Origin of the sequence: Pseudomonas sp. NBRC 111130, assembly GCF_001320485.1 — a bacterium.
Taxonomy (GTDB): domain Bacteria; phylum Pseudomonadota; class Gammaproteobacteria; order Pseudomonadales; family Pseudomonadaceae; genus Aquipseudomonas; species Aquipseudomonas vlassakiae.
Genome location: NZ_BCBG01000038.1, coordinates 13,100 through 38,096, shown reverse-complemented (window position 1 = coordinate 38,096; position 24,997 = coordinate 13,100). Strand labels below are relative to the sequence as shown.

Here is a 24,997-nt window from a genome sequence, read left to right as displayed (position 1 = left end):
CCACAGGTTCTCCACTGCCCTTGAGGGCAATGCAGTTGCTGTGGGAGCGGCTTGAGCCGCGAAGAGGCCACTGCCGGACTGCGCAACATACCCTCCACAACGGCCAATCGAGGATTGCCATGAGCCCGCGCACCCCAAAGAAAACCCGCTCCGTCGCCCCAACGCGCATCCGCGAAGGCCTGCCCTTCCCCCTCGGCGCGACCTGGGACGGCCTGGGGGTCAATTTCGCCCTGTTTTCGGCCAATGCCACCAAGGTCGAGTTGTGCCTGTTCGACTCCACCGGCGAGCAGGAGCTCGAGCGCATCGAGCTGCCCGAGTACACCGACGAGATCTACCATGGCTACTTGCCTGATGCGCATCCCGGACTGGTCTACGGTTACCGCGTATACGGCCCCTACGAGCCGGAAAACGGCCACCGCTTCAACCCGAACAAATTGCTGATCGACCCCTATGCCAAGCAATTGGTCGGCAGCCTGAAATGGTCCGAGGCGCTGTTCGGTTACACCATTGGCCACCCGGATGGCGACCTGTCGTTCGACGAACGCGACAGTGCGCCTTTCGTGCCCAAGTGCAAGGTCATCGACCCGGCCTTCACCTGGGGCCGCGACCAGCGCGTGCAGGTCCCTTGGGAGCGCACGATCATCTATGAAGCCCACACCCGCGGCATCAGCATGCGCCACCCTGCCGTGCCGGAAGAGCTGCGTGGCACCTTCGCCGGCCTTGCCAACGACGAACTGCTCAAGCACATCAAGGACCTGGGCGTGTCGAGCATCGAGCTGCTGCCGATCCATGCCTTCGTCAACGACCAGCATTTGCTGGACAAGGGCCTGAACAATTACTGGGGCTACAACAGCATCGCCTTCTTCGCACCGCACCCGAGCTACCTGGCCAGCGGCAAGATTGCCGAGTTCAAGGAGATGGTCGCACACCTGCATGACGCAGGCCTGGAAGTGATCCTCGACGTGGTCTACAACCACACCGCCGAAGGCAACGAACGCGGCCCGACCCTGTCGATGCGTGGCATCGACAACGCCTCTTACTACCGCCTGATGCCCGACGACAAGCGCTACTACATCAACGATTCCGGCACCGGCAACACCCTCGACCTCAGCCACCCCTGCGTACTGCAGCTGGTCACCGACTCGCTGCGCTACTGGGCGGGCGAAATGCATGTAGACGGCTTCCGCTTCGACCTGGCGACCATCCTTGGCCGCTATCACGACGGCTACAGCGAGCGTCACGGCTTCCTTGTCGCCTGCCGCCAGGACCCGATGCTCAGCCAGGTCAAGCTGATCGCCGAACCCTGGGACTGCGGCCCAGGTGGCTATCAGGTCGGCAATTTCGCGCCGGGCTGGGCCGAGTGGAACGACCGCTTCCGTGACACGGCACGGGCCTTCTGGAAGGGCGACGAAGGCCAGCTGGCCGATTTCGCCGCACGTATCACCGCTTCAGGCGACCTGTTCAACAACCGCGGGCGGCGGCCGTATTCCTCGGTCAACTTCATCACCGCCCACGATGGCTTCACCCTGCGCGACCTGGTGTCGTACAACGGCAAGCACAACGAAGACAACGACGAGAACAACCAGGACGGCACCGACAACAACCTGTCGTGGAACTGTGGCGCCGAAGGCCCGACCGACGACCCTGAAATCAACGCTCTGCGCATGCGCCAGATGCGCAACTTCTTCGCCACGTTGCTATTGGCCCAGGGTACGCCAATGATCGTCGCCGGTGATGAATTCAGCCGCACCCAGCATGGCAACAACAACGCCTATTGCCAGGACAGCGAGATCGGCTGGGTCAACTGGGACCTGGATGACGAAGGCAAGCAACTGCTGGCCTTCGTCAAGCGTCTGACCCGCCTGCGCCTGGCCTACCCGGTGCTGCGCCGCTCGCGCTTCCTGGTCGGCGATTACAACGAAGCGATCGGGGTCAAGGACGTGACCTGGCTGGCGCCCGATGGCAACGAGATGAGCGTGGAGCAGTGGGAAGACCCGCACGGCCGTTGCCTGGGCATGCTGATCGATGGTCGCGCGCAGGTCAGTGGTATTGCCCGGCCTGGGTCTGAGGCGACCATGCTGTTGATCGTCAATGCGCACCACGATGTGGTGCCATTCTTGCTGCCGGCGGTTCCGGAAGGTGACTACTGGAGCTGCCTGATCGACACCGACCGGCCGGAGCTGCGCAAGCCGCAGCATGTGCAGTTCGACAGTACCTTTGAGGTCAAGGGGCGGTCGTTGCTGCTGTTGGCATTGCAGCGCGAGGAAGACTGAACCCACCAGGCGGCTGTAGGAGCGGCCTTGTGTCGCGAAAGGGCTGCGAAGCGGCCCCAGGATTTGAGCTGCGCAGCAGAAATTGCCGGGGCTGCTGCGCAGCCCTGTCGCGACACAAGGCCGCTCCTACAGGTGCGCAACCCGCATGAAGGAGTCACCGTGAACCTCGAAGCCGGCAACCCAGGTTTCGCCAGCACCCGCCAGGCCCCTCCCGTGAAACGCCTGCGGGTGCTGACGGTGAACACCCACAAGGGCTTCACCGCCTTCAACCGGCGCTTCATCCTGCCTGAGCTGCGCGAGGCGGTGCGCAGCACCCAGGCCGACGTCGTGTTCCTCCAGGAAGTGCTCGGCAGCCACGACCGCCATGCCGCGCGCTACCCCGGCTGGCCGCAGACCTCGCAGTACGAATTCCTTGCCGACAGCATGTGGAGCGACTTCGCCTATGGCCGCAACGCGGTCTACCCCGACGGCCACCACGGCAATGCGCTGCTGTCCAAGTACCCGATCATCGAGCACCGCAACCTCGACGTGTCGATCACCGGCCCCGAGCGGCGCGGCCTGCTGCACTGCATCCTCGACGTCCCCGGCCAGCACAACGTGCATGCCATCTGCGTGCACCTGTCATTGCTGGAAAACCATCGACAGAAGCAGCTCAAGCTGCTGCGTCAGTTGCTTGATTCCTTGCCTGCCGAGGCACCGGTGATCATTGCCGGCGATTTCAATGACTGGAAGTCCCACGGCAACCGCACCCTTGGCCTGCAGCGCGACCTGCACGAGGCCTTCGAACGCCACCATGGCCACCTCGCCCGTACCTACCCGGCGCGCCTGCCCCTGCTGCGCCTGGATCGCATCTACCTGCGCAATGCCGATAGCCATGCGCCGCAGATACTGGGGCACAAACCTTGGACGCACCTCTCCGACCACTTGCCACTGGCCGTAGAGGTCAGGCTGTAACAATGATTCGGCATAGCCAGTGCAGCAGAAATAGCGATCATCGCTATATATGGAAAGTTAATTATTTCAATCAATGACTTACTGCTGAACACAGGGTTTGAACAGACATTTCACGTTTTCTTGACGCAAGCGCCTGTCTCTCCTTAGCTGAACACTATCACTAGATGTAAGAACTCGCGCCGGGCCTCTAGCTCGCGCCTTTGTGCGCGCTCGTGAACGCCGGCGTGCTGGTTTTTGTCGCCCTCTGTTTTTGACGTACAGCTCGTGACAACAGGCCAGGTCCTTGGGCTTCACACCAAAAAAAACAGAGGAGATCCGCCATGAAAAGAACCTCGAATCCCTTGCGCTTCGAACCTATTTTCTATGCGGTTTCCACGTCGATGCTTCTGGCAACCCCAGTGGAAACTTTCGCGTTCGAACTGCAGGAAGATCCGATCTCGCCCAGCTACTTGCAACAAACGACGGTGCCGACGTTGTCGCTAGACCCGGTCACCGCCAGCGGCCTGAACATGGGGACACTGAACGCCTTCAGCGAGAAAATGGGCGAACGCCACAACCTGTCGGCCCCCGAGCGGGCAGGCGGCCAGTGGGCACAGTTCTTCCCTGGCACCATGCCTCGGCCTGGGGCGCGAGCGCCAGAGCAACTGGAAGCGCCCAGCCAGCAATTGATGATCGGCCCGGACCTGTTCGTGCGTGAAACCGCCGATGGCAATGTCCACCGTGCGGGGATTTTCGTCGGCCATAACAACCTGCAAAGCAGCTTCAATGGCGTACGGCCGTTGCTGGGTGACAAGCAGCGCAACGCAGTCAACCTCAGTGGCGAAAGCCTGGGGGTATTCTGGAGCATGACCCATGAGCGAGGCTGGCACCTGGATGCCGTGGCCATGGGCTCACGCATCGAGGTGATGGGCCGCGGCGACAGTGGCCAACGCCTGAATGACAGTGGCCATGCGATGACTTTTTCGATTGAAGGCGGTTACCCGATCGGCCTGGGTGGCGGCTGGGTGATCGAGCCCCAGGCGCAATTGATCAACCAGCAGTTCTTCCCGGGTAACCAGGTGCAGGCGGAGACCTTGCAGGCCTTCGACAGCCAGCCGAGCTGGAGCGGCCGGGTCGGTGCCAAGCTGTCCGGGCGCTACGACGTGAAAGGCATGCCGATCGAGCCCTATGTGCGAACCAACGTCTGGTATGACTTCAACGACGCCAGCGATGTCAAGCTGGACCAGGTCGACAAGATCTCCAGCTCGCGATACTCGACCACGGTAGAACTGGGCTTGGGCCTGGTGGCACGGGTGACACCCAAGGTGGCGCTGTTCGTCAGTGCCGACTACAGCAGTGATGTGGATGGCAACGACCTCAATGGGCTGATAGGCAGCCTTGGGGTGCGGATGCGGTGGTAGGCAGGTCTGGCCTCTTCGCGGGTGAACCCGCGAAGAGGCCAGTACGGGCAATAAATCAGGCCGGCTTCATCACCAGAACGCCAAGCGGTGGCAAGTTCAGTGCCAGTGACAGTGGCTGCCCATGGCTGGCCACCTGATCACTCGCCACCGCCCCCAGGTTGCCCACGTTCGACCCGGCATACAGCTCGGCATCGCTGTTCAGCAACTCCTGCCAACGCTCGCCAAATGGCACACCAATCCGGTAACCCTCGCGCGGCACCGGGGTGAAGTTGGCCACCACCAGCAATGGCTCACCCTGGCTGCTCCAGCGCAGCCAGGCGTACACGCTGTTGTGCGCGTCATCGCCGATCAGCCACTGGAAACCCTGGGGCTGGCAGTCCTGTTCATGCAGTGCCGGCAGCTCGCGATACAAGCGGTTGAGGTCGCCTACCAGGCGCTGCACGCCCTGGTGCTCAGGATATTGCAGCAGGTACCAGTCCAGTTGGTGGTCATGGTTCCACTCGCGCCACTGGCCGAACTCGCAGCCCATGAACAGCAGCTTCTTGCCCGGGTGGGTCCACATGAAGGTCAGGTAGGCGCGCAGGTTGGCGAACTTCTGCCAGCGGTCGCCTGGCATCTTGTCGATCAGCGAGTGCTTGCCGTGCACCACCTCGTCGTGAGAGATCGGCAGGATGAAGTGTTCGGAATAGGCATAGATCAGGCCGAAGCTCATCTCATTGTGGTGATAGGTTCGGTGCACCGGATCGTTCTGGATGTAGTGCAAGGTGTCGTGCATCCAGCCCATGTTCCACTTGTAGGCGAAGCCCAGGCCGCCCTGCTCGGTCGGCTGGCTCACACCCGGCCAGGCAGTGGATTCCTCGGCGATGATCAGTGCGCCCGGTGCCTCATGGGCGGCGATACCGTTGAGGTGGCGGATGAAGTCGATGGCCTCGAGGTTTTCGCGCCCACCGTGGCGGTTGGGCACCCATTCGCCGGGCTTGCGCGAGTAGTCGCGGTACAGCATCGAGGCCACCGCATCGACGCGCAAACCGTCGATGTGGAAGTGTTTGAGCCAGTGCAGGGCCGACGCCATCATGAAACCACGCACCTCGTTGCGGCCGAGGTTGTAGATCAGCGTGTTCCAGTCCTGATGGTAGCCTTCGAGCGGGTTGTCGTACTCGTACAGTGCAGTGCCGTCAAAGCGGGCCAGGCCGTGTTCGTCGGTGGGGAAATGCGCCGGTACCCAGTCGAGGATCACGCCAATGCCACCCTGATGGCAGGCATCGATGAAGGCCGCGAAGTCCTCAGGGCTGCCGTAGCGCGAGGTCGGTGCGAACATCGACAGCGGCTGGTAACCCCACGAGCCCCCGAACGGGTGCTCCATGATCGGCAGCAGCTCGATATGGGTGAACCCCAGTTGCTGCACGTAAGGCACCAGGCGTTCGGCCAGCTCACGCCAGTTGTAGTAGCGCGACACTTCACCCAGCTCGTCAAGCTCGCATTGCCAGGAGCCGGGGTGCAGTTCGTAGATCGACAACGGGGCGCTGTAGGCGTGGCGCTGGGCGCGGTGCTCCATCCAGTCGTGGTCCTGCCAGGCATGGCTCAGTTCGGCGGCCACCTTGGACGCGGTGCTAGGTGGCAGCTCAGTGGCGCGGGCCAGCGGGTCAGCCTTCAGCGGCAGTATGCCGTCCTTGCCGAGCACTTCGAACTTGTAGGTTTCGCCCACACCCAGGCGCGGCACGAACAGCTCCCACACGCCAGCGCTGTGGCGCAGCCGCATGGGGTGGCGGCGGCCGTCCCAGTTGTTGAAGTCGCCGACCACCGACACCCGCCGCGCATTCGGAGCCCACACCGAGAAGCACACGCCATCGACACCCTCGACCTGGGTCGGCTGAGCGCCGAAGCGCCCGGAGAGGTCGCGGTGGTTGCCTTCGGCAAACAGGTAGAGGTCCATGTCGCCGAGTTGCGGGCCGAAGCTGTAAGGGTCTTCGGTCACCTGCTCGCCACCGGCCCAGCCGATTTGCAGCAAGTACGGCTGTGCCTCATCGAGGTGCGCAGTGAACAGGCCAGGCAGGCTGCCCTGCACCATGTCGGCAAGGACACGCCGGTCATGGCGCGCCAGCACCCGCACGCTCAGGGCATTGGGCAGGAAGGCACGGACGAACAAGCCGCCCTGCCCGTCGCCATGGGGGCCCAGCACTGCAAATGGATCGGCGTGCTCGGCGCGGGCCAGGGCATCCAGGTCCCGTTGCCGAAGGCCGCCGTTTTCACGCGTGGTTGCGTTCATCTATGAATCTCCCCCAGGTACTGATCAGTCCATGCAGGCCATGCAAAGGCACGGCCAGCCAACTTGGACGGTTTTCGGCTTCGTATGTGATTTCGTAGGCGGCTTTTTCCAGGCAGAACAACTCCAGTGCGGCGCGCTCGCCCTCGGCATGTTGCCAGGCGTGGGGCACGGCGGCGGTGGCCAGGCCGTAGGCTTCGACGAAGGCATGCCGCGACTGGTGCAGGTACCGCCGGGCAACCCGTTGCCGGGCTAGCCGGGCCGGGTCGGAAAGGTCTACGGCAGACGCGCTGCGCAAGATCATCGCAGCAGCATAGTCGAAGGATCGCAACACGCCGCTGACATCCTTGTACGGGCTGTGTTTGGCCCGGCGTTCGTCCAGCGGACGGGCAGGTTCGCCCTCGAAATCGATCAGGTAGGCATCGCCCTGCACCACCAGCACCTGGCCCAGGTGCAGGTCGCCGTGCACGCGCATCAGCAGGCCGCCCTGGGCCTGTTCGGCGAGCCTGGCGACGTGCTGGGCGAGGCCGTCCCGCTGCTGTTGCAGGTCGTCGACCAGGGCCTGGCTGTCGCTGTCGAGGTGTTCGCGGTGCTGCGCCAGCAGGTCGAGGGCATGATCCAGTTCGGCGCTGATCTGCGCGCTCCAGCGTTGGCAGTCGTCGGCGTCGCTGGGGCGCGGCTGGAACGCTTCGTCGTCGCTCGGTGCTGCGAGCAGCTGGTGCATCTCGCCCAGGCGCTGACCGAGCAAGGCGGCGAAGCCGGTGAGTTCGGCCAGCGCGTCGGTATGCGCTTCTGGGTCGGCAGTGCCAGGCTCCATCTCGTCGCGGATGGCCCGCTCAAGGGTGTTCTGGGTCCAGGCCCAGGCATCGCCCTGGTTGCTGAGGTAGCCTTGGGCGATCATCAACAGGTGCGGCGCGCCCTGCTCATCGACGCGGCTGACCCAGGCCAGCAGCGGCGAGATGTTGGCGAAGCCGGCGGCGGTGAGATAGGCGCTCATTTCCAGCTCGGGGTGAATGCCTGGGTTGACCCGGCGAATCAGCTTGAGCACCACGCGGTCGCCAACCACCACCGAGCTGTTGGATTGCTCGGCGCTGAGGTAGCGCACCTGGCTTTGCTCGTTCAGTTCCAGCCCGGCCAGCTGAGCGGTGCACGCGAAGCGCAACTCGCCTTGGCCATTGCCGCAGGGCAGCTGCGTGCCGTCCTGGCAGGCCCGCAGTACCGCACGGATGAACGGTTCGAGGACGAAGGCATCGGTAATCAGGCCGACCTGACGGCCACGGCGCACCCGCGACAGCGCCAACTGCTGTGGCAGCGCCGAGTTGATCTGCTCTTCCGCATGCAGGCCGAACGGCAACTGGTAGCGGGTGGCTATGCCATCGCTGAGCACTTCGATCTCACTGAGCAGCACCGGGGTGGTAGCGGTGCCGAAACGCACGCCGTAGCGCAGGCGCACCTGATCGATCGGGCCTTCCTTGCCCGCGAACCAGCGACGCTTGGGCAGGTATTGCGGCAGGATGGTGTCGTTGAGGGTGTCGCTGGAGGGCGATTCCAGCAGTTCTTCCATGCGTTTGCGCAGCACTAAAGTGGTCAATTCCGGCAACCCCTCGGTGGCTTGGATGTGCCAGCTGGGCATGCGGTCATGGGCAGCCAGCAGGAACCAGTAGAAGGCGTACGGCGGCAACGTCAGCAGGAACGGCAGCTGGCCAATCGGCGGGAAGGCGCTGCCACCGAGCATCTCCACCGGCACTTTGCCCGCGTATTGCGACAGTTCGAGCTCCGCCGCCTGGGCGGCGCGGGAAACGTTGGCGACGCAAAGGATGACTTCGGTATTGCCGTCGGCGTCGGTGTACTCGCGGATGTAGGCCAGGATGCGCCGGTTGCTCGGCGTAAGCGTACGCAGGCTGCCGCGGCCAAAGGCCTTCTGCTGCTTGCGCACTGCCAGCAGCCGGCGGTTCCAGTTCAGCAACGAGTGCGGGTCGTGGGCCTGGGCCTCGACGTTGACGGTCTGGTAGCCGTACAACGGGTCCATGATCGGCGGTAGCACCAGGCGTTGCGGGTCGGCTCTGGAAAAACCGCCGTTGCGGTCCGGTGACCATTGCATCGGCGTGCGCACACCGTCGCGGTCGCCGAGGTAGATGTTGTCGCCCATGCCCAGTTCATCGCCGTAGTACAGCGTTGGCGTCCCCGGCATCGACAGCAACAGGCTGGTAAGCAGCTCGATGCGCCGCCGGTCACGTTGCAGCAACGGCGCCAGACGCCGGCGGATACCGAGGTTGATACGGGCGCGACGGTCCTCGGCGTAGTAGTTCCACAAGTAATCGCGCTCGCGGTCGGTGACCATTTCCAGGGTCAGCTCATCGTGGTTGCGCAGGAAGATCGCCCACTGGCAGTTGGCCGGAATGTCCGGGGTCTGGCGCAGGATGTCGGTGATCGGGAAGCGGTCTTCCATGGCCAGCGCCATGTACATGCGCGGCATCAGCGGGAAGTGGAAGGCCATGTGGCATTCGTCGCCATCCCCCTCGCCGAAATACGGCCGAGTGTCTTCGGGCCACTGGTTGGCCTCGGCCAGCAGCATGCGGTCAGGGTAGTTGGCATCGATCTCGGCGCGGATTGCCTTGAGCACCGTGTGGGTCTCGGCGAGGTTCTCGTTGTTGGTACCGTCGCGCTCGATCAGGTACGGAATGGCGTCCAGGCGCAGGCCATCGACGCCGAGGTCGAGCCAGAAGCGCATCACCCCGATCACCGCCTTGAGCACCTGCGGGTTGTCGAAGTTGAGGTCCGGCTGGTGCGAATAGAAGCGGTGCCAGAAGTACTGCCCGGCTACCGGGTCCCAGGTCCAGTTGGATTTTTCGGTGTCGAGGAAGATGATCCGCGTGCCGTCGTACTTCTGGTCGTCGTCCGACCACACGTAGAAGTCCCGCGCCTTGCTGCCGCGTTTGGCGTGGCGGGCGCGCTGGAACCACGGGTGCTGGTCGCTGGTGTGGTTGATGACCAGTTCGGTGATCACCCGCAGGCCGCGCTTGTGCGCCTCGGCGATGAAGCGGCGGGCGTCGGCCATGCTGCCGTAGTCCGGGTGCACAGCCTTGTACTCGGCGATGTCGTAACCGTCGTCGCGCCGTGGCGAGGGGTAGAACGGCAGCAGCCAGAGGGTGTTGACGCCCAGCTCGGCAATGTAGTCGAGCTTGCTGATCAGGCCAGCGAAATCGCCGATGCCGTCGTTGTTCGAATCGAAGAACGACTTGATATGCAGCTGGTAGATCACGGCATCCTTGTACCACAGCGGGTCATCGATGAAGGCTGCCGGGCGGGACCGCTTGGCCATGTGCGACTCCTTGCCCTATCGGGCCTTGCTGATGCGCCAGATGCCGAACGGCAGGTTCCAGGGTTCGATGCGCATCCACTGGGTCTTGCCGTACCAGGACCAGCGATGGCCGGTCATCAGGTCTTCGCCATGGGTTTCGGCATTGTCATCCAGGCCCAGTTCCCACAGCGGCAATTCGAAATGCGCCTCCTGGGCGTTGTGCGGATCGAGGCTCACCGTAACCAGGATGAAGTTGTCGCGCGCTGGCGTGCGTTTGGCGAAGTACAGGATGTTGTCGTTCCAGCAGTTGAAGAACGCCACCCCAAGGTGGGTCTGCAGCGCGGGGTTCTGGCGACGGATGCGATTGAGCTGGGCGATCTCGGCGATGATGTTGCCAGGCTGGGTGAAATCCCGGGGGCGGATTTCGTACTTCTCCGAGTCCAGGTATTCCTCCTTGCCCGGCAGCGCTGCGCTTTCGCACAGCTCGAAGCCGCTGTACATGCCCCACAGCCCCGAGCCCATGGTTGCCAGCGCCGCCCGGATGAGGAAACCGGCGCGGCCGTTATGCTGCAGGAAGTACGGGTTGATGTCTGGTGTGTTGACGAAGAAATTCGGCCGGTAGCATTGGCTCCATGGCGGCTGGTTGAGTTGCTCGAAATACTCGCGCAACTCTTGCTTGGTGTTGCGCCAGGTGAAGTAGGTGTAGCTCTGGGCGTACCCGACCTTGCCCAGGCGCGCCATCATCGCGGGCTTGGTGAAGGCTTCGGCGAGGAAGATCACGTCGGGGTATTGAGCACGCACATTGGCGATCAGCCATTGCCAGAAGGGCAACGGTTTGGTGTGCGGGTTATCGACACGAAAGGTCTTCACCCCCTCCTCGACCCAGCCGATGATCACGTCACGCAGGGCCAGCCACAGGCTGGGTACCGCGTCGGGCGCATAGAAATCGACGTTGACGATGTCCTGATATTTCTTCGGCGGGTTTTCCGCGTAGCGAATGGTGCCGTCCGGCCGCCAGCTGAACCAGCCTGGGTGTTCGGTGAGCCACGGGTGGTCCTGGGAGCACTGGATGGCGAAGTCCAAAGCGATCTCCAGGCCATGCTGGGCGGCGGCCGACACCAGGCGGCGGAAGTCGTCACGGCTGCCCAGCTGCGGATGGATCGCGTCGTGACCACCGTCCGGGCTGCCGATGGCATAGGGGCTGCCCGGGTCACCGGGCTCGGCCTGCAGTGCATTGTTGCGGCCTTTGCGGTGCTTGCTGCCGATGGGGTGGATCGGCGGAAAATACAGCACGTCAAAACCCATGTCGCGAATCATCGGCAGGCGCTGGTGCACGTCGTTGAAGGTGCCGTGGCGCTCGGGGCTGTCGGTGATCGAACGCGGGAACAGTTCGTACCAACTGGCGAACTGCGCTGCCGGCCGGTCGACATCCAGCGGGAATTCGATGCTGCGGGTCAGGTAGCTACGGTGCTCGGCTTCGGCCATCAGCCGCGACGCTTCGGCGCCCAGCAACAGTGCTACCTGATCATCGGTGTGCAGCTCGCCCAATTGCTGTTGCAAGCGTTGCAGTTCGTCGCGAAGCACACCTTCACTGAGTTCGATGCCTTTGCCGAGCATCAGCCGGCCCTCTTCGAGCTCCAGCTTGACGTCGACGCCGGCGTGGTACTTTTTCTCCAGATCATGGCAATAGGTAGCGAACGGGTCGATCCAGGCCTCGATGCTGAACACGTGCGGGCCGATCTCGGTGGACGTGAACTCGGCCAGCCACAGGTCATTGCCCGGCGACTGCATGGGCACGCAGTGCACCCGGCGGCTTTGCGACTGGCGCCAGGTCAGCACCACGGCCATGCGGTCATGGCCATCGGTATAGACCTTGCTGCTGACCGCCACAGGCTGGCCGCTGATGGCCTTGGCCGCGAAGCTGCCGGCGTCGAGCACCGGCTGGGTGTCTTCGATGACGATGCGTGGCGCCAGTAGCGCCTGGGACAGGCTGATGGCCTGGTCCGGGTGATCATTCGCCGTGGGCGCATGTTCAAAGGGCTCGTTGCGTGACATCGACCTTGCTCCCTCAGGCTGGTGGCGGTAAGGGTTCAGAGCCGGGCGCACGTCAAGGGGTTCAAAAAAATTGGAGCGAATGGCTGCTGCCAGCGGTCAGAGCCTGCAGGACCTCTTCAATTCCACCCACGCGCATTCACACGAGCCCAGCCATGAACATTCCCATTCCACCGGAAACACCCGACCCTAATATCGACGACCCGAGCCTGCCGCCGCCCGTGCCGGAGGACGACCCGGACGAGCTGCCGATCAAGCCGACCATGCCGCCAACGGTGGGGGATCCGCCGAGTGATGAACCACCGGTGAAGGCTTAAGGGTAGACGACGGCGGACTGATATTTTTGCCAGTAGCGCGGTTTGCCGCCGTTGCTGAAGATGAGGGCTCCCTATTTATGCCAAGGAGCCCCCTATCGTGCATATCGCGACCCGTTGGCTGCGCATGGAGTTCGAGCGACAAGTGATCGACTACTTGCAGGATGCCGGGGTGGTCGACCCATGGCTGGGAACCTGGCTGGCCCATCAGGACAAGGATAAATGCGAATTCGCGCTGATGGCGCTGGAGGCACGTTACGGCGTGCACTTGCGCCGTGATTACCAGACCGTTGCCGAGCTTGCCGCGGGGCTTTGCAAGGCAATGGAACTGAGCTGACCCTTCCAGTCAGCTCGCCTGTTGAACTGACAAAAATGCCAGTTGTGCCTTTAACGGCTCACTCTGACACTGAAGCCTCCTCAATACTCAAAGAGGCTACACCATGTCTGATGATGACAACCGGATGCTCTGGCCTATGTCATTAAAAAACTCAAAGAAGCAGGGATTCCCGACCCGAGTCTGACCGACACGGTAGATGCAATGGGTCGGGACAAGGTCATGAAGGCACTGAACGAAATTGACCTGGACTTTAAGGAGTTCAACGAGGCTCCTGGCAGCGCCATGAAAGCGTGTAAAACAGTGAAGGAAATGGCGCAGACCTACTATAGCCAGTTGGAGTCGATGGGTTGAGTCCGCCTTTCAAGCACATTCCGCCGCCAGGCTGCACCTCTTCGCGGGTAAACCCGCTCCCACAGGTACCGCGCCGTATCAAGTCCGGCGCAATACCTGTGGGAGCGGGCGTGCCCGCGAAAGGGCCGGTAGCGCAAATACGTCAACCGGCAAGAACCAAAGACAGCAAGCACGCAATGTGCCTTCGACAACTGTCATTTTTACCAGTTTCGGTACTTTCTCCTGCGCGCTATACAAGGCACACCAGCCATCAGCGGGAGCATGAGATGAGCACCATCGAGGAACGCGTAAAGCAAATCGTTGCAGAGCAATTGAGCGTCAAAGTTGATGCGGTCACGCTCTCTTCATCATTCTCCGAGGACCTCGGCGCAGACTCGCTCGACACCGTAGAGTTAGTCATGGCGCTGGAAGAAGAGTTCGAGATGGAAATACCCGACGAAGACGCGGAAAAACTCTCCACCGTGCAAGACGCAATCGATTACATCAGCGCCCAATAGGCCAGAAGTCCGCCCATGCGACCTCAAACCAAGCCTTCGCGCCCTCCGGAGACGCCATCATGGATCAATATCGCAAGCTCGTAGTCAGAAGCCTTCAGAAGATTCTGTCCAACAAACAGCTGCAACACACCAGAGCCTATGGCGTAAGCGAGTTATTGCAGGATTTCAAAGTTCACGATGAACTGCTGCTAAGGGAAGCACTCGGCGAGAAGACACTACGCTTGTACTTGAAAGCGCTTCGGGTGGCCACCCGGAAACCGCTAACTTATAGCGATGCGATGACCGTTGGCGATGTGATCGAAACGCTCTGCACGCCTTGAGCGATTGCTTGACAGGAAACAGGCCGGAACACCGACCTGTTTCCATCGTCATCATTCCCGCAAGGAGAAGCTCTCGATACTGATCTCCCGCATGCGAAACTTCTGCACCTTCCCGGTCACCGTCATCGGAAATTCGTCAACGAAGCGGAAATACCGTGGCACCTTGAAGTGCGCAATACGTGCCTTGCACCAGTCCTGCAGCTCCTCAGCCGTGGCGCTGTGCCCCGGGTGCAGCTTGATCCAGGCCACGATCTCTTCGCCGTATCGGTTGCACGGAATGCCCACCACCTGTGCGTCGGCCACTGCCGGGTGGGTGTAGAAGAACTCCTCCAGCTCGCGCGGGTAGATGTTCTCCCCACCGCGAATGATCATGTCCTTGTTGCGCCCGACAATGCGCACATACCCGTGCTCATCCATCACCGCCAGGTCGCCCGAATGCATCCAGCCAGCCGGGTCGATGGCATCCGCCGTGGCCTCGGGGTTGCCCCAGTAGCCAAGCATCACGCTATAGCCGCGCGTGCAAAGCTCACCGATCTCACCCCGGGCGACGATGCAGCCATCGGCGTCCACCAGCTTGGTTTCCAGCTGCGGCTGAGTGCGGCCGACGGTGGTCACGCGCAGCTCCAGTTCATCGTCCGGGCCGGTTTGCAAGGATACCGGGCTGGTTTCGGTCATGCCGTAGGCGATCTGCACCTCGGCCATGTGCATGTGCTCGATGACCCGGCGCATCACCTCGATCGGGCAGGTGGCGCCGGCCATGATGCCGCTGCGCAGGGTCGACAGGTCCAGTTGCGTGCGCGATGGGTGGTCGAGCATGGCAATGAACATGGTTGGCACGCCATACAGGATGCTGGCACGTTCTTCGGCGACGGCGCGCAAGGTGAGTTCGGCGTCGAAGGCGTCATTGGGGTAGACCATGGTACTGCCGTGAGTGATGCAGCCGAGGTTGGCCATGACCATGCCGAAGCAATGGTAAAGCGGCACCGGGATCACCATGCGGTCGCGGTCGCTCAGGCCGAGGCTTTCACCGACCATGAAGCCGTTGTTGAGGATGTTGTAGTGGCTGAGCGTGGCACCTTTGGGCGCACCGGTCGTGCCGGAGGTGTACTGGATGTTCACCGGTTGGTCGAACTGCAGGCTGTGCTGGCGAGCCACGTAGGCTTGCAGCGGCGTTTGCCCTGCCCGCTCGGCCAGCGCTTGCCAGGGCAGGAAGCCGCTGGGCGGGTTGGCCGCCAGGCTGATCACCCCGCGCAGTTCGGGCAGGCGTTCACTGGCCAGCTCGCCAAGGTTGGCGGTCGCCAGCTCCGGCACCAACGCTTGGACCATGGCATGGTAATCAGAGGTCTTGAACGCATCGGCACACACCAGCCAGCGGCAGCCAGACTGGCGTAGCACGTACTCCAGTTCACCCACGCGATAGGCCGGGTTGATGTTGACCAGGATCGCACCGACCTTGGCGCTGGCCAATTGCAAGATGCACCACTGGGCGCAGTTGGGCGACCAGATGCCGACCCGGTCGCCAGTGTTCACGGCCAGGGCCATCAGGGCGCGGGCATGGGTGTCGACCTGTTCGGCCAGCTGCCGCCAGCTGTAGCGCAGGCCTTGGTGGCGCGCCACCAGCGCTTCGCCGTCGGCGCAACGGGCCACGGTGGCATCGAAGGCCTGGCCGATGGTCAGGGTCAGCAACGGTTGGTCCTGGCGACCGCGGGTGTAGCTTGGTTGACTCATGGGTGTCCCTTCTTGTGGTTGTTCTGGGCACGGCTGAAGCGAGCTGGGAATACTGTGGCGCAGATTTACGTTTACGTAAAGGTGACCAGCGGATTGACAGTCACCGATTGCAGGTTTACGTTAACGTAAAGGTGATGAACGACACCCGGATCTTCGGTACAGCGCCGACCCTGTGGGAGCGGGTTCACCCGCGAATGCGATCTGTCAGGCAATGACGGTGACCCTGCCAATGCATTCGCGGGTAAACCCGCTCCCACAGGGCCGGCGGATTGTCCTTGAGCTACGGTGTAACCCAATTTCAAGAACAACAAGGTGCCCCAGCATGCATTACCCCTCCCTGAACTTCGCCCTGGGCGAAACCATCGACATGCTCCGCGACCAGGTGCGTACCTTCGTTGCCGCCGAACTGGCCCCGCGCGCTGCACAGATCGACCACGACAACCTGTTCCCCGCCGACATGTGGCGCAAGTTCGGCGACATGGGCCTGCTGGGCATTACCGTTGCCGAGGAATACGGCGGCGCCGGCCTGGGTTACCTGGCCCATGTGGTGTCGATGGAAGAGATCAGCCGCGGTTCGGCTTCGGTCGCCCTCTCCTACGGTGCCCACTCCAACCTCTGTGTCAACCAGATCAACCGCAACGGCACCCACGAACAGAAGCTCAAGTACCTGCCCAAGCTGATCAGCGGCGAGCACATCGGCGCCCTGGCCATGAGCGAACCCAACGCCGGCTCCGACGTGGTATCGATGAAACTGCGCGCCGAAAAGCGCGGCGACCACTATGTGCTCAATGGCAGCAAGACCTGGATCACCAACGGCCCTGATGCCAACACCTACGTGATCTATGCCAAGACCGACCTGGACAAGGGGCCGCACGGCATCACCGCGTTCATCGTCGAACGTGACTGGAAAGGCTTCAGCCGCAGCAACAAGTTCGACAAGCTGGGCATGCGCGGCTCCAACACCTGCGAGCTGTTCTTCGACAGCGTCGAAGTGCCGGAAGAAAACATCCTCGGCCAGCTCAACGGCGGCGTGCGGGTGCTGATGAGCGGCCTGGACTACGAGCGCGTGGTGTTGTCCGGCGGACCGACCGGCATCATGCAAAGCTGCATGGACCTGGTGGTGCCGTACATCCACGACCGCAAGCAGTTCGGCCAGAGCATCGGCGAGTTCCAGCTGATCCAGGGCAAGATCGCCGACATGTACACCCAGCTCAACGCCAGCCGCGCCTACCTGTATGCCGTGGCCCAGGCCTGCGACCGTGGCGAGACCACCCGCAAGGACGCCGCCGGGGTGATCCTCTACACCGCCGAACGCGCCACGCAGATGGCCCTGGAAGCGATCCAGATTCTCGGTGGCAACGGCTACATCAACGAATTCCCGGCTGGCCGCCTGCTGCGCGACGCCAAGCTGTACGAGATCGGTGCCGGCACCAGCGAAATCCGCCGGATGCTGATCGGCCGCGAACTGTTCAACGAAACCCGCTGAGCACGAGGGACGGGCGCACATGGCTACCTTGCACACCCAGATCAACCCGCGTTCGGCGGAGTTCGCCGGCAACCGCGCGGCCATGCTCGAACAGGTCCAGGCCCTGCGCGGGCTGCTCGCCCAGGTGGCCCAGGGCGGCGGGCCCAAGGCACAGGAGCGGCATACCTCGCGTGGCAAGCTGCTGCCGCGCGAGCGCATCGACCGGCTGCTCGACCCAGGCTCGCCGTTCCTCGAGATCGGCCAGCTGGCGGCCCATGAGGTGTACGGCGAAGACGTGCCGGCCGCCGGGGTGATCGCCGGCATCGGCCGCGTCGAAGGCGTGGAATGCATGATCGTCGCCAACGACGCCACGGTCAAAGGCGGTTCCTACTACCCGCTGACGGTGAAGAAGCATTTGCGCGCGCAGACCATTGCCCTGCAGAACCGCCTGCCGTGCATCTACCTGGTGGATTCCGGCGGCGCCAACCTGCCGCGCCAGGACGAAGTGTTCCCCGACCGCGAACATTTCGGGCGCATCTTCTTCAACCAGGCCAACATGAGCGCTTTGGGCATCCCACAGATCGCCGTGGTGATGGGCTCGTGCACGGCGGGCGGCGCCTATGTGCCGGCCATGGCCGACGAAGCGATCATGGTGCGCCAGCAGGCGACCATTTTCCTCGCCGGGCCGCCATTGGTGAAAGCCGCCACCGGTGAAGTGGTCAGCGCCGAAGACCTCGGCGGCGCCGATGTGCATTGCCGCACCAGCGGCGTTGCCGACCACTACGCCGACAACGATGAGCACGCCTTGGCCATCGCCCGGCGCAGTGTGGCCAACCTCAACTGGCACAAGCTCGGTAAGTTGCAATGCCAGGCACCGGTGGCCCCCCTGTATGCCGCTGACGAGCTGTATGGCGTGGTGCCGGCCGATGCCAAGCAGCCGTTCGACGTGCGCGAAGTGATCGCGCGGCTGGTCGACGGTTCGGTGTTCGATGAGTTCAAGGCCCTGTTCGGCACCACCCTGGTGTGCGGCTTCGCCCACTTGCATGGCTACCCAGTGGCGATCCTGGCCAACAATGGCATCCTTTTCGCCGAAGCCGCGCAAAAAGGCGCGCACTTCATCGAACTGGCCTGCCAGCGCGGCATCCCGCTGTTGTTCCTGCAGAACATCACCGGCTTCATGGTCGGCAAGAAGTACGAAGAAGGCGGCATCGCCAAGCACGGCGCCAAGCTGGTCACCGCCGTGGCCTGTGCCCAGGTGCCAAAGTTCACGGTGATCATCGGCGGCAGCTTCGGCGCGGGCAACTACGGCATGTGCGGCCGCGCCTATGACCCACGCTTCCTGTGGATGTGGCCCAACGCGCGCATCGGCGTGATGGGTGCCGAGCAGGCTGCAGGGGTGCTGGCCCAGGTCAAGCGCGAGCAGAGCGAACGCAGCGGCCAGGCCTTCAGCGCCGAGGACGAGGCCAGGCTCAAGCAGCCGATCCTCGACCAGTACGAACACCAGGGCCACCCCTACTACTCCAGCGCTCGCCTGTGGGACGACGGTGTCATCGACCCGGCGCAGACCCGCGACGTGCTCGGCCTGGCGTTGTCCGCCGCGCTTAACGCGCCGATCGAACAGAGCCGCTTCGGCATTTTCCGGATGTGATCCATGAGCGATTTCAGCACCCTCGAAGTGATCCGCGACCCTCGCGGCTTCGCCACCCTGTGGCTGAGCCGCGAGGACAAGAACAACGCCTTCAACGCGCTGATGATCCGCGAACTGATCGTTGCCCTCGACCAACTGGCCGAAGATGCCAGCCTGCGCTTCCTGCTGCTGCGCGGCCGCGGCCGGCACTTCAGCGCCGGCGCCGACCTGGCCTGGATGCAGCAATCGGCGCAGCTGGACTTCAACACCAACCTCGATGACGCCCGCGAGCTAGGCGAACTGATGTACGCCCTGCACCGCCTCAAGGCACCGACCCTGGCCGTGGTGCAAGGCGCGGCCTTCGGCGGCGCGCTGGGCCTGATCAGCTGCTGCGACATGGCCATTGGCACCGAAGACGCCCAACTGTGCCTGTCGGAAGTGCGCATCGGCCTGGCCCCGGCAGTGATCAGCCCGTTCGTGGTCAAGGCCATCGGCCAACGCGCCGCACGCCGCTATGCCCTGACCGCCGAGCGCTTCAGCGGCGCGCGGGCCCGCGAGCTGGGCCTGCTGGCCGAGGTGTACCCGGCCAGTGAACTGGACGCGCAGGTCGAAGCCTGGGTGAGCAATATGCTGCAGAACAGCCCGCAAGCGCTGCGCGCCACCAAGGACCTGCTGCGCGAAGTGGACGACGGCGAACTCAGCCCGGCCCTGCGCCGCTACTGCGAAAACACCATCGCCCGCATCCGCGTCAGCGCCGAAGGCCAGGAGGGCCTGCGCGCCTTCCTGGAAAAACGCCGCCCCGCCTGGCAAACCGACGACAAGAAGGAGCCGCGCCCATGAGCCGCCCCGCTTTGACCACCCTGCTGGTCGCCAACCGTGGCGAAATCGCCTGCCGGGTGATGCGCACCGCCAAGGCCATGGGCCTGACCACCGTCGCCGTGCACAGCGCCACCGACCGTGACGCCCGCCACAGCCGCGAAGCGGATATTCGCGTCGACCTGGGCGGCAGCAAGGCCGCCGACAGCTACCTGGTGGTCGACAAGATTCTCGCTGCGGCCAAGGCCAGCGGCGCCCAGGCCATCCACCCGGGCTATGGCTTCCTGTCCGAGAACGCCGGCTTTGCCCGCGCCATCGAACAGGCCGGGCTGATCTTCCTCGGCCCGCCGGCCAGCGCCATCGATGCCATGGGCAGCAAGTCGGCGGCCAAGGCCTTGATGGAAGAGGCCGGGGTGCCACTGGTGCCCGGTTACCACGGCGAAGCCCAGGACCTGGACACCTTCCGCGCCGCCGCCGAGCGCATCGGCTACCCGGTGCTGCTCAAAGCCAGCGCCGGTGGCGGTGGCAAGGGCATGAAAGTGGTCGAGGACGAAAGCCAGCTGGCCGACGCCCTGGCCTCGGCCCAGCGTGAAGCGCAGTCGTCCTTTGGCGATGCGCGCATGCTGGTGGAGAAGTACGTGCTCAAGCCACGCCATGTGGAAATCCAGGTGTTCGCCGACCAGCACGGCAGCTGCCTGTACCTCAACGAGCGGGATTGCTCGATCCAGCGCAGGCACCAGAAGGTGGTCGAGGAAGCGCCCGCGCCGGGCCTGTCCGCCGAGCTGCGCCGGGCGATGGGCGAGGCAGCGGTACGTGCGGCCCAGGCCATCGGCTACGTCGGTGCCGGCACCGTCGAGTTCCTGCTCGATGCCCGTGGCGAGTTCTTCTTCATGGAAATGAACACCCGCCTGCAGGTCGAGCACCCGGTCACCGAAGCCATCACCGGCCTCGACCTGGTGGCCTGGCAGATTCGCGTGGCTTGCGGCGAGCCGCTGCCGATCACCCAGGCACAGGTGCCGCTGATCGGCCATGCCATTGAGGTGCGGCTGTATGCCGAGGACCCGGCCAATGAATTCCTGCCGGCCACTGGCACGCTCACGCTGTACCGCGAATCGGCAGCGGGCGAAGGCCGCCGGGTGGACAGCGGGGTCGGCGAAGGCGACGTGGTATCGCCCTTCTACGACCCGATGCTGGGCAAGCTGATCGCCTGGGGCCAGGACCGCGAACAGGCACGCCTGCGCTTGCTGGCCATGCTCGACGAGTTCGCCATCGGCGGGCTGAAGACCAATATCGCCTTCCTGCGCCGCATCCTGGCCCACCCGTCCTTTGCCGCCGCCGAGCTGGACACCGGCTTCATTCCCCGGCATCAGGAGGTGCTGCTGCCAGCCCCCCAGGCACTGCCTGCGGGCTTTTGGGAGGCCGCGGCACAAGCCTGGCTGCAAGGCCAGCCGCCGCACCAGCGCGCCGACGATGCGCGTTCGCCGTGGGCCGAACGCAATGGCCTGCGCCTGGGGCTGCCGGCGCGCAGCAGCTTGCACCTGGTCTGTGGCGGTGAAAGCCAGGCGGTTGCCCTGGAGTGCAGTGCCGCATCGACCTGGCAGCTGGAGGGCGAACAGTTGGGCCATGACGCAGACGGTATCCGTCGTCGCTCTCTGGCGGTACGCCGCGGTGGCACGCTGTTCCTGCACTGGGATGGCGAGGTGCATGCCGTCGAAGCCTTCGACCCGATTGCCGAAGCCGAGGCCAGCCACAGCCATCAGGGCGGGCTCGGCGCGCCCATGAACGGCAGTATCGTGCGGGTGTTGGTAGAGCCTGGGCAGGCAGTTGAGGCTGGAACGGCGCTGGTGGTGCTGGAGGCGATGAAGATGGAGCACAGCATTCGTGCGCCCCATGCCGGGACGGTGAAAGCGCTGTTCTGCCAGGAAGGGGATATGGTCAGCGAAGGGACAGTGCTGGTCGAACTGGCTGAGTGAGGCATACAGGGGCCGCTGTGCGGCCCCAGCAATCTAGAAGACGCCGTGCACCCGCACGACCACGCCGAGAAACTCGCAGCCTTCTTCACACACCAGCGTCGGATAACTGCGGTTCAGCGCCTTCAAGTACTGCTGCCCACCCTCCTCGGCCAGCTCACGCAGAATCGCCGTTTTCCCCGGCTGCCGGGCAATGACCAACCGCCCCGGCTCCGCCTCCAATCCCGGATCCACCAGTATCCGCATGCCCTGGGGCACGCTGCGGCCACTGGCTGAACTCATCGTGTCGTTTTCAACGGTCAACCAGAACGCCTTGCCCTGTGCCAGGTAATCCGTCTGCTCGAACTCGCCGGGCTCAGCCATCTCTGCAGTTCCAAGCTCATCCCAAGCCAACACCGGGTAGCGAAAGCACACGATGTATTGCATGAGGTCAAGTTCGTCATCGTCGTCATCCACCTCGTAGATGCCGCGCTCCTCACCCACCTGCCCCTGAATGCGCAACTGCAGGCTGACGCTGTAGTGAGGCATGCCAATCTCGACGAAGGTGCGGTTCATCGACTCGATCTTCGGCTGGCGCCGCTTGTTCACCCAATGCCCCACGCTGCCTTGAGACACGCCAACGCGCTCGGCCAGCTGCTCCTGAGTGAGCTTCAGCTCCTCCATCCGGTCACGGACGAGGGCAATCCATTTATCCATATTCATCGCTGGCACGATACGGACTGCCTTCTGGCGCTCAATAAACATTCAGTATTATTTCTAGAAAAGCACATAAATACCCAAGGTATTAAACTGAGGCAGAACCCTTTCCCATTGGCCTGCGCAGGTATCAGGATGAAACCACCGAAAGACGACGTAACAGATCTCGACAGCGAAGCAGCCCGCCGCGCGCTCGATTACTACCTCAATCCGAACCCCACGCGCCCTAGCGCGAACAACCGGATCTGGACCCTGCACGAAGGCGTCACCGCCGAGCAGGCCCAGGATCACGCCATCGAGCTGCTGCGCTGCGCCGCCGCCACAGCCCACGAAACCGCCACCCATCAGGAAGGCAGCACCCGCGAATTGACGTTCGCGCTGATGCACATGATCGACATGGCCAGGGCCCTGCTGGAGCACAGACGCGCCCTGCAGAACGGCTTATAGGCAAAAAAAGGCGGGAGAAACGTGATGGCCGGGTAACGGCAAAAGGCCCCATTTGCCGGGATCGGGAAGCGCGCCGGTAAAATCTTTTTACCGGATAACTGAAAATTCATTTGACTGGCAAATGATAACGATTATTATTGCACTCAGCTGATCGCGAGATCTGCTGGATAACCCGGAGCTTAGGTCGCTCCAGATTATCTCCTCATCAGGCTAATCACGGTTTTTGACCCGGCTTTTTGCCGGGTCATTTTTTTTGGCTCTTCAGGCTAATGAAGATCGTTGATGGCGCGCATGATAGCAAAAGTGTTTCAGAGCGTGAACGCTCATTACAAATCTTTGCGGAATCAGCACTTGAGAATCAATCTCGTTTTATCTAGGCTGTTTCTGCATCAAGGACGATGCCCCCACCCTACCCCCGAGCAAGGAGCTGTCCATGAGCCGTCTGCTGCTGCCCCTTGAGCATCCCACGCCTTCCCGCGAGCAGGCTGCCGAGAATGAACTGCTGCATGCGCTCAAGCGCCTGCCTCGGCGTGTGCAGCAAGTGTTTCTGCTCAACCGTCTCGATCAGCTGGACTTTGCCAGCATCGCCAAACGCCTCGACCTTCCGCTACTCAGCATCGAACGCAACATGAACCAGGCCCTGCAGGTCGTACACCCACGCGGGGATGCATTGGCCAGCGTGGCCGGGCAATGGTATGTGCGGTTGCAGAGCCCTGAGGTGACGTCGTGCGAACGCATCGATTTTCGCCGTTGGCTGGATGCGGCACCTGCACACTTGCAAGCGTTTCACGATACCGAGCTGCGCTGGCGCAGCCTGCTCGCCCCGGCGCAGGAGCTGGGGCAGGATGGCTGGTACCGGCAAGGGCGGGCGGCGATTTCGGTGGGTGGGTGTTCGGTGGCGGTTGGTTTGGGCTTGGCCGCGCTACTGCTATTTGGGTATTGGGCCTGAGTCACAAACCCGCTGGCGCCGCTCCAAACCATTCAGATAGATAAGCAAATACCCGCCCGCAAGGCTGCAGACGATAAAGCCCAGCGCCAGGCTCATCGGCAAGCTGTACCTCGTAGATGCCACCAGCATGCTGGCGCCCCCACCGGATGCAAACAGCATCGTATTGCTGAGCGAAGCCGCAGCACCTGCACGCTGCGGGTGCAGCCCCAGCGCATGGCTGGTTGCAGCTGGCCGCACAATGGTTGTGCCGATGGTACAGAGCACCAAGGGAAGCAGAAGGCTGAAAACCCCAAGCTCATGCAGGGTGACAACCAGGCAAAGAGCAAGCCCAGCCAGACCGATGAGTGCGAATCCCCAACCCACCTGCGCCTGCATTGCGATGCGGCAATTCAGCCAGCTGGCAATGAAGCCGCCGATCAGGTACGCCAGCCCATACCCGAGAAAGACCATGGAGAAGGCGAACTCCGTCAGGCCAAGTTGCTCGATTAGCAACAATGGGGAGACGACCACAAATGAAAAATGGCAGGCGAACGCCAAGCAAGAAAATAGCGAACTGACGAGAAACGCGCGGTCCTTGAGTAAAGCCTGATAACTATCCAATACGCCTGCACTGGCAGCAGATGTCGGCTTCTCTTGCAGCAACTTCAAAGCCAGCACCAGCACAGCAATGGCCAGCACCACAAAGACCTGAAAGCTGCCTGCCCAACCGAGATGTCGCTGGAGTACGCTGCCCGCAAGTGGCGACAAAGAAATAAATACACCACTTGCGCTGGTCAAGAGGATACGCATCGCATTGCGCTGATGGCCATTAAACTTATCCTGCACCAAAGCCTGGCTGAGCACGAAGCACCCGCATCCGACTGCCTGTAGTAAACGAAAGACCATGAAGCCTTCGTAACGGGTTGCAAAGATGCATCCCGCCGCACCTGCAATGGAAACCACCAGACCAACAATCAGCAGACGTTTTCGCCCCATCCGGTCGGAAAGCGGACCGATGATAGTTTGTGAAATGGCAACACCGATGGCGAACAGGCTGATTGAGTACGCAATGTACTGCGCATCAACAGCAAAGTCCCGGGCCAGCAACGGCACAGAGGGCAAGATCACATCTAGCGGAAACACGCCCAGAAGCGTGATGAGAAGGAGCAATAAAACATAACAATTAGTGGACCGCGGAGTGTCTCGCCTTTTCATATAGCCAACCCTCAATTTCAAACGGAGAAATTGGGATGTATTC

Annotated in this window: 20 protein-coding genes; 14 read left to right on the top strand and 6 right to left on the bottom strand. The window is 62.8% G+C overall.

Features of this window, described 5'->3' with window-relative positions:
- Positions 1-119: 119 nt before the first annotated feature.
- The 3 genes from glgX (at position 120) to APH33_RS17130 (ending at position 4,627) form a co-directional block, all read left to right on the top strand.
- Entirely contained in the window at positions 120-2,273 is a 2,154-nt protein-coding gene (gene glgX, locus APH33_RS17140) for a glycogen debranching protein GlgX (protein ID WP_054886289.1), read from the top strand.
- 159 nt (positions 2,274-2,432) lie between these two features.
- Positions 2,433-3,227, top strand: a complete 795-nt coding sequence (locus tag APH33_RS17135; protein WP_054886288.1) for an endonuclease/exonuclease/phosphatase family protein — start codon at positions 2,433-2,435, stop codon at positions 3,225-3,227.
- Positions 3,228-3,547: 320 nt separating this feature from the next.
- Positions 3,548-4,627 carry an autotransporter outer membrane beta-barrel domain-containing protein gene (locus APH33_RS17130; protein ID WP_054886287.1) on the top strand — a complete coding sequence of 360 codons (1,080 nt, stop codon included), beginning with the start codon at positions 3,548-3,550 and terminating at the stop codon, positions 4,625-4,627.
- Between the two features lie 55 nt (positions 4,628-4,682).
- On the opposite strand, the gene glgB is transcribed toward APH33_RS17130, so the two are convergent.
- The 3 genes from glgB to APH33_RS17115 are packed head-to-tail and all read right to left on the bottom strand — an operon-like array spanning position 4,683 to position 12,246.
- A complete protein-coding gene (gene glgB / locus APH33_RS17125) occupies positions 4,683-6,893 on the bottom strand; it encodes a 1,4-alpha-glucan branching protein GlgB (protein WP_054886286.1) in 2,211 nt (736 codons plus the stop codon).
- The gene (gene treS / locus APH33_RS17120; RefSeq protein WP_054886285.1) at positions 6,874-10,212 is read right to left on the bottom strand and encodes a maltose alpha-D-glucosyltransferase; all 3,339 of its coding nucleotides are present in this window, start codon (positions 10,210-10,212) and stop codon (positions 6,874-6,876) included. Before treS ends, glgB begins: the two co-directional genes overlap by 20 nt.
- Before the next feature lie 15 nt (positions 10,213-10,227).
- Entirely contained in the window at positions 10,228-12,246 is a 2,019-nt protein-coding gene (locus APH33_RS17115; RefSeq protein ID WP_054886284.1) for an alpha-1,4-glucan--maltose-1-phosphate maltosyltransferase, read from the bottom strand.
- A gap of 152 nt (positions 12,247-12,398) precedes the next feature.
- On the opposite strand from APH33_RS17115, the gene APH33_RS27440 reads away from it, so the two are divergent.
- From APH33_RS27440 to APH33_RS17100, 5 genes are all read left to right on the top strand, one after another.
- Positions 12,399-12,560, top strand: a complete 162-nt coding sequence (locus tag APH33_RS27440) for a hypothetical protein (RefSeq protein WP_177332413.1) — start codon at positions 12,399-12,401, stop codon at positions 12,558-12,560.
- Between the two features lie 97 nt (positions 12,561-12,657).
- On the top strand, positions 12,658-12,894 hold the full coding sequence (locus tag APH33_RS17110; RefSeq protein ID WP_256218665.1) for a hypothetical protein: 237 nt from the start codon (positions 12,658-12,660) through the stop codon (positions 12,892-12,894).
- Positions 12,895-13,113: 219 nt separating this feature from the next.
- The gene (locus APH33_RS27700; RefSeq protein ID WP_256218664.1) at positions 13,114-13,245 is read left to right on the top strand and encodes a hypothetical protein; all 132 of its coding nucleotides are present in this window, start codon (positions 13,114-13,116) and stop codon (positions 13,243-13,245) included.
- Positions 13,246-13,511: 266 nt separating this feature from the next.
- Positions 13,512-13,742, top strand: coding sequence for an acyl carrier protein (acpP, locus tag APH33_RS17105; RefSeq protein WP_054886283.1), 231 nt, complete (start codon positions 13,512-13,514; stop codon positions 13,740-13,742).
- Between the two features lie 59 nt (positions 13,743-13,801).
- On the top strand, positions 13,802-14,062 hold the full coding sequence (locus APH33_RS17100) for a hypothetical protein (protein ID WP_054886282.1): 261 nt from the start codon (positions 13,802-13,804) through the stop codon (positions 14,060-14,062).
- Positions 14,063-14,113: 51 nt separating this feature from the next.
- On the opposite strand, the gene APH33_RS17095 is transcribed toward APH33_RS17100, so the two are convergent.
- Positions 14,114-15,790, bottom strand: a complete 1,677-nt coding sequence (locus APH33_RS17095; protein WP_054886281.1) for an AMP-binding protein — start codon at positions 15,788-15,790, stop codon at positions 14,114-14,116.
- A gap of 322 nt (positions 15,791-16,112) precedes the next feature.
- On the opposite strand from APH33_RS17095, the gene APH33_RS17090 reads away from it, so the two are divergent.
- The 4 genes from APH33_RS17090 to APH33_RS17075 are packed head-to-tail and all read left to right on the top strand — an operon-like array spanning position 16,113 to position 21,671.
- The gene (locus APH33_RS17090) at positions 16,113-17,276 is read left to right on the top strand and encodes an isovaleryl-CoA dehydrogenase (RefSeq protein ID WP_054886280.1); all 1,164 of its coding nucleotides are present in this window, start codon (positions 16,113-16,115) and stop codon (positions 17,274-17,276) included.
- A gap of 19 nt (positions 17,277-17,295) precedes the next feature.
- A complete protein-coding gene (locus APH33_RS17085; RefSeq protein ID WP_054886279.1) occupies positions 17,296-18,903 on the top strand; it encodes a carboxyl transferase domain-containing protein in 1,608 nt (535 codons plus the stop codon).
- A gap of 3 nt (positions 18,904-18,906) precedes the next feature.
- Positions 18,907-19,722 carry a gamma-carboxygeranoyl-CoA hydratase gene (locus APH33_RS17080; protein WP_054886278.1) on the top strand — a complete coding sequence of 272 codons (816 nt, stop codon included), beginning with the start codon at positions 18,907-18,909 and terminating at the stop codon, positions 19,720-19,722.
- Positions 19,719-21,671, top strand: a complete 1,953-nt coding sequence (locus APH33_RS17075; RefSeq protein WP_054886277.1) for an acetyl/propionyl/methylcrotonyl-CoA carboxylase subunit alpha — start codon at positions 19,719-19,721, stop codon at positions 21,669-21,671. The genes APH33_RS17080 and APH33_RS17075 overlap by 4 nt, the downstream gene beginning before the upstream one ends.
- Before the next feature lie 33 nt (positions 21,672-21,704).
- Here APH33_RS17075 and APH33_RS17070 read toward each other — a convergent pair whose 3' ends face one another.
- A complete protein-coding gene (locus tag APH33_RS17070; protein WP_054886276.1) occupies positions 21,705-22,412 on the bottom strand; it encodes a LexA family transcriptional regulator in 708 nt (235 codons plus the stop codon).
- Between the two features lie 87 nt (positions 22,413-22,499).
- Here APH33_RS17070 and APH33_RS17065 point away from each other — a divergent pair, with 87 nt between their 5' ends.
- Positions 22,500-22,811 carry a DUF6124 family protein gene (locus tag APH33_RS17065; protein ID WP_054886275.1) on the top strand — a complete coding sequence of 104 codons (312 nt, stop codon included), beginning with the start codon at positions 22,500-22,502 and terminating at the stop codon, positions 22,809-22,811.
- Positions 22,812-23,244: 433 nt separating this feature from the next.
- Positions 23,245-23,760, top strand: a complete 516-nt coding sequence (locus tag APH33_RS17060) for a DUF4880 domain-containing protein (RefSeq protein WP_054886274.1) — start codon at positions 23,245-23,247, stop codon at positions 23,758-23,760.
- Here the strand turns inward: APH33_RS17060 and APH33_RS17055 are convergent.
- Positions 23,740-24,954 (bottom strand): MFS transporter, encoded by a 1,215-nt coding sequence (locus APH33_RS17055; protein WP_054886273.1) that lies wholly within the window; start codon positions 24,952-24,954, stop codon positions 23,740-23,742. The genes APH33_RS17060 and APH33_RS17055 overlap by 21 nt on opposite strands.
- Between the last annotated feature and the right edge of the window lie 43 nt (positions 24,955-24,997).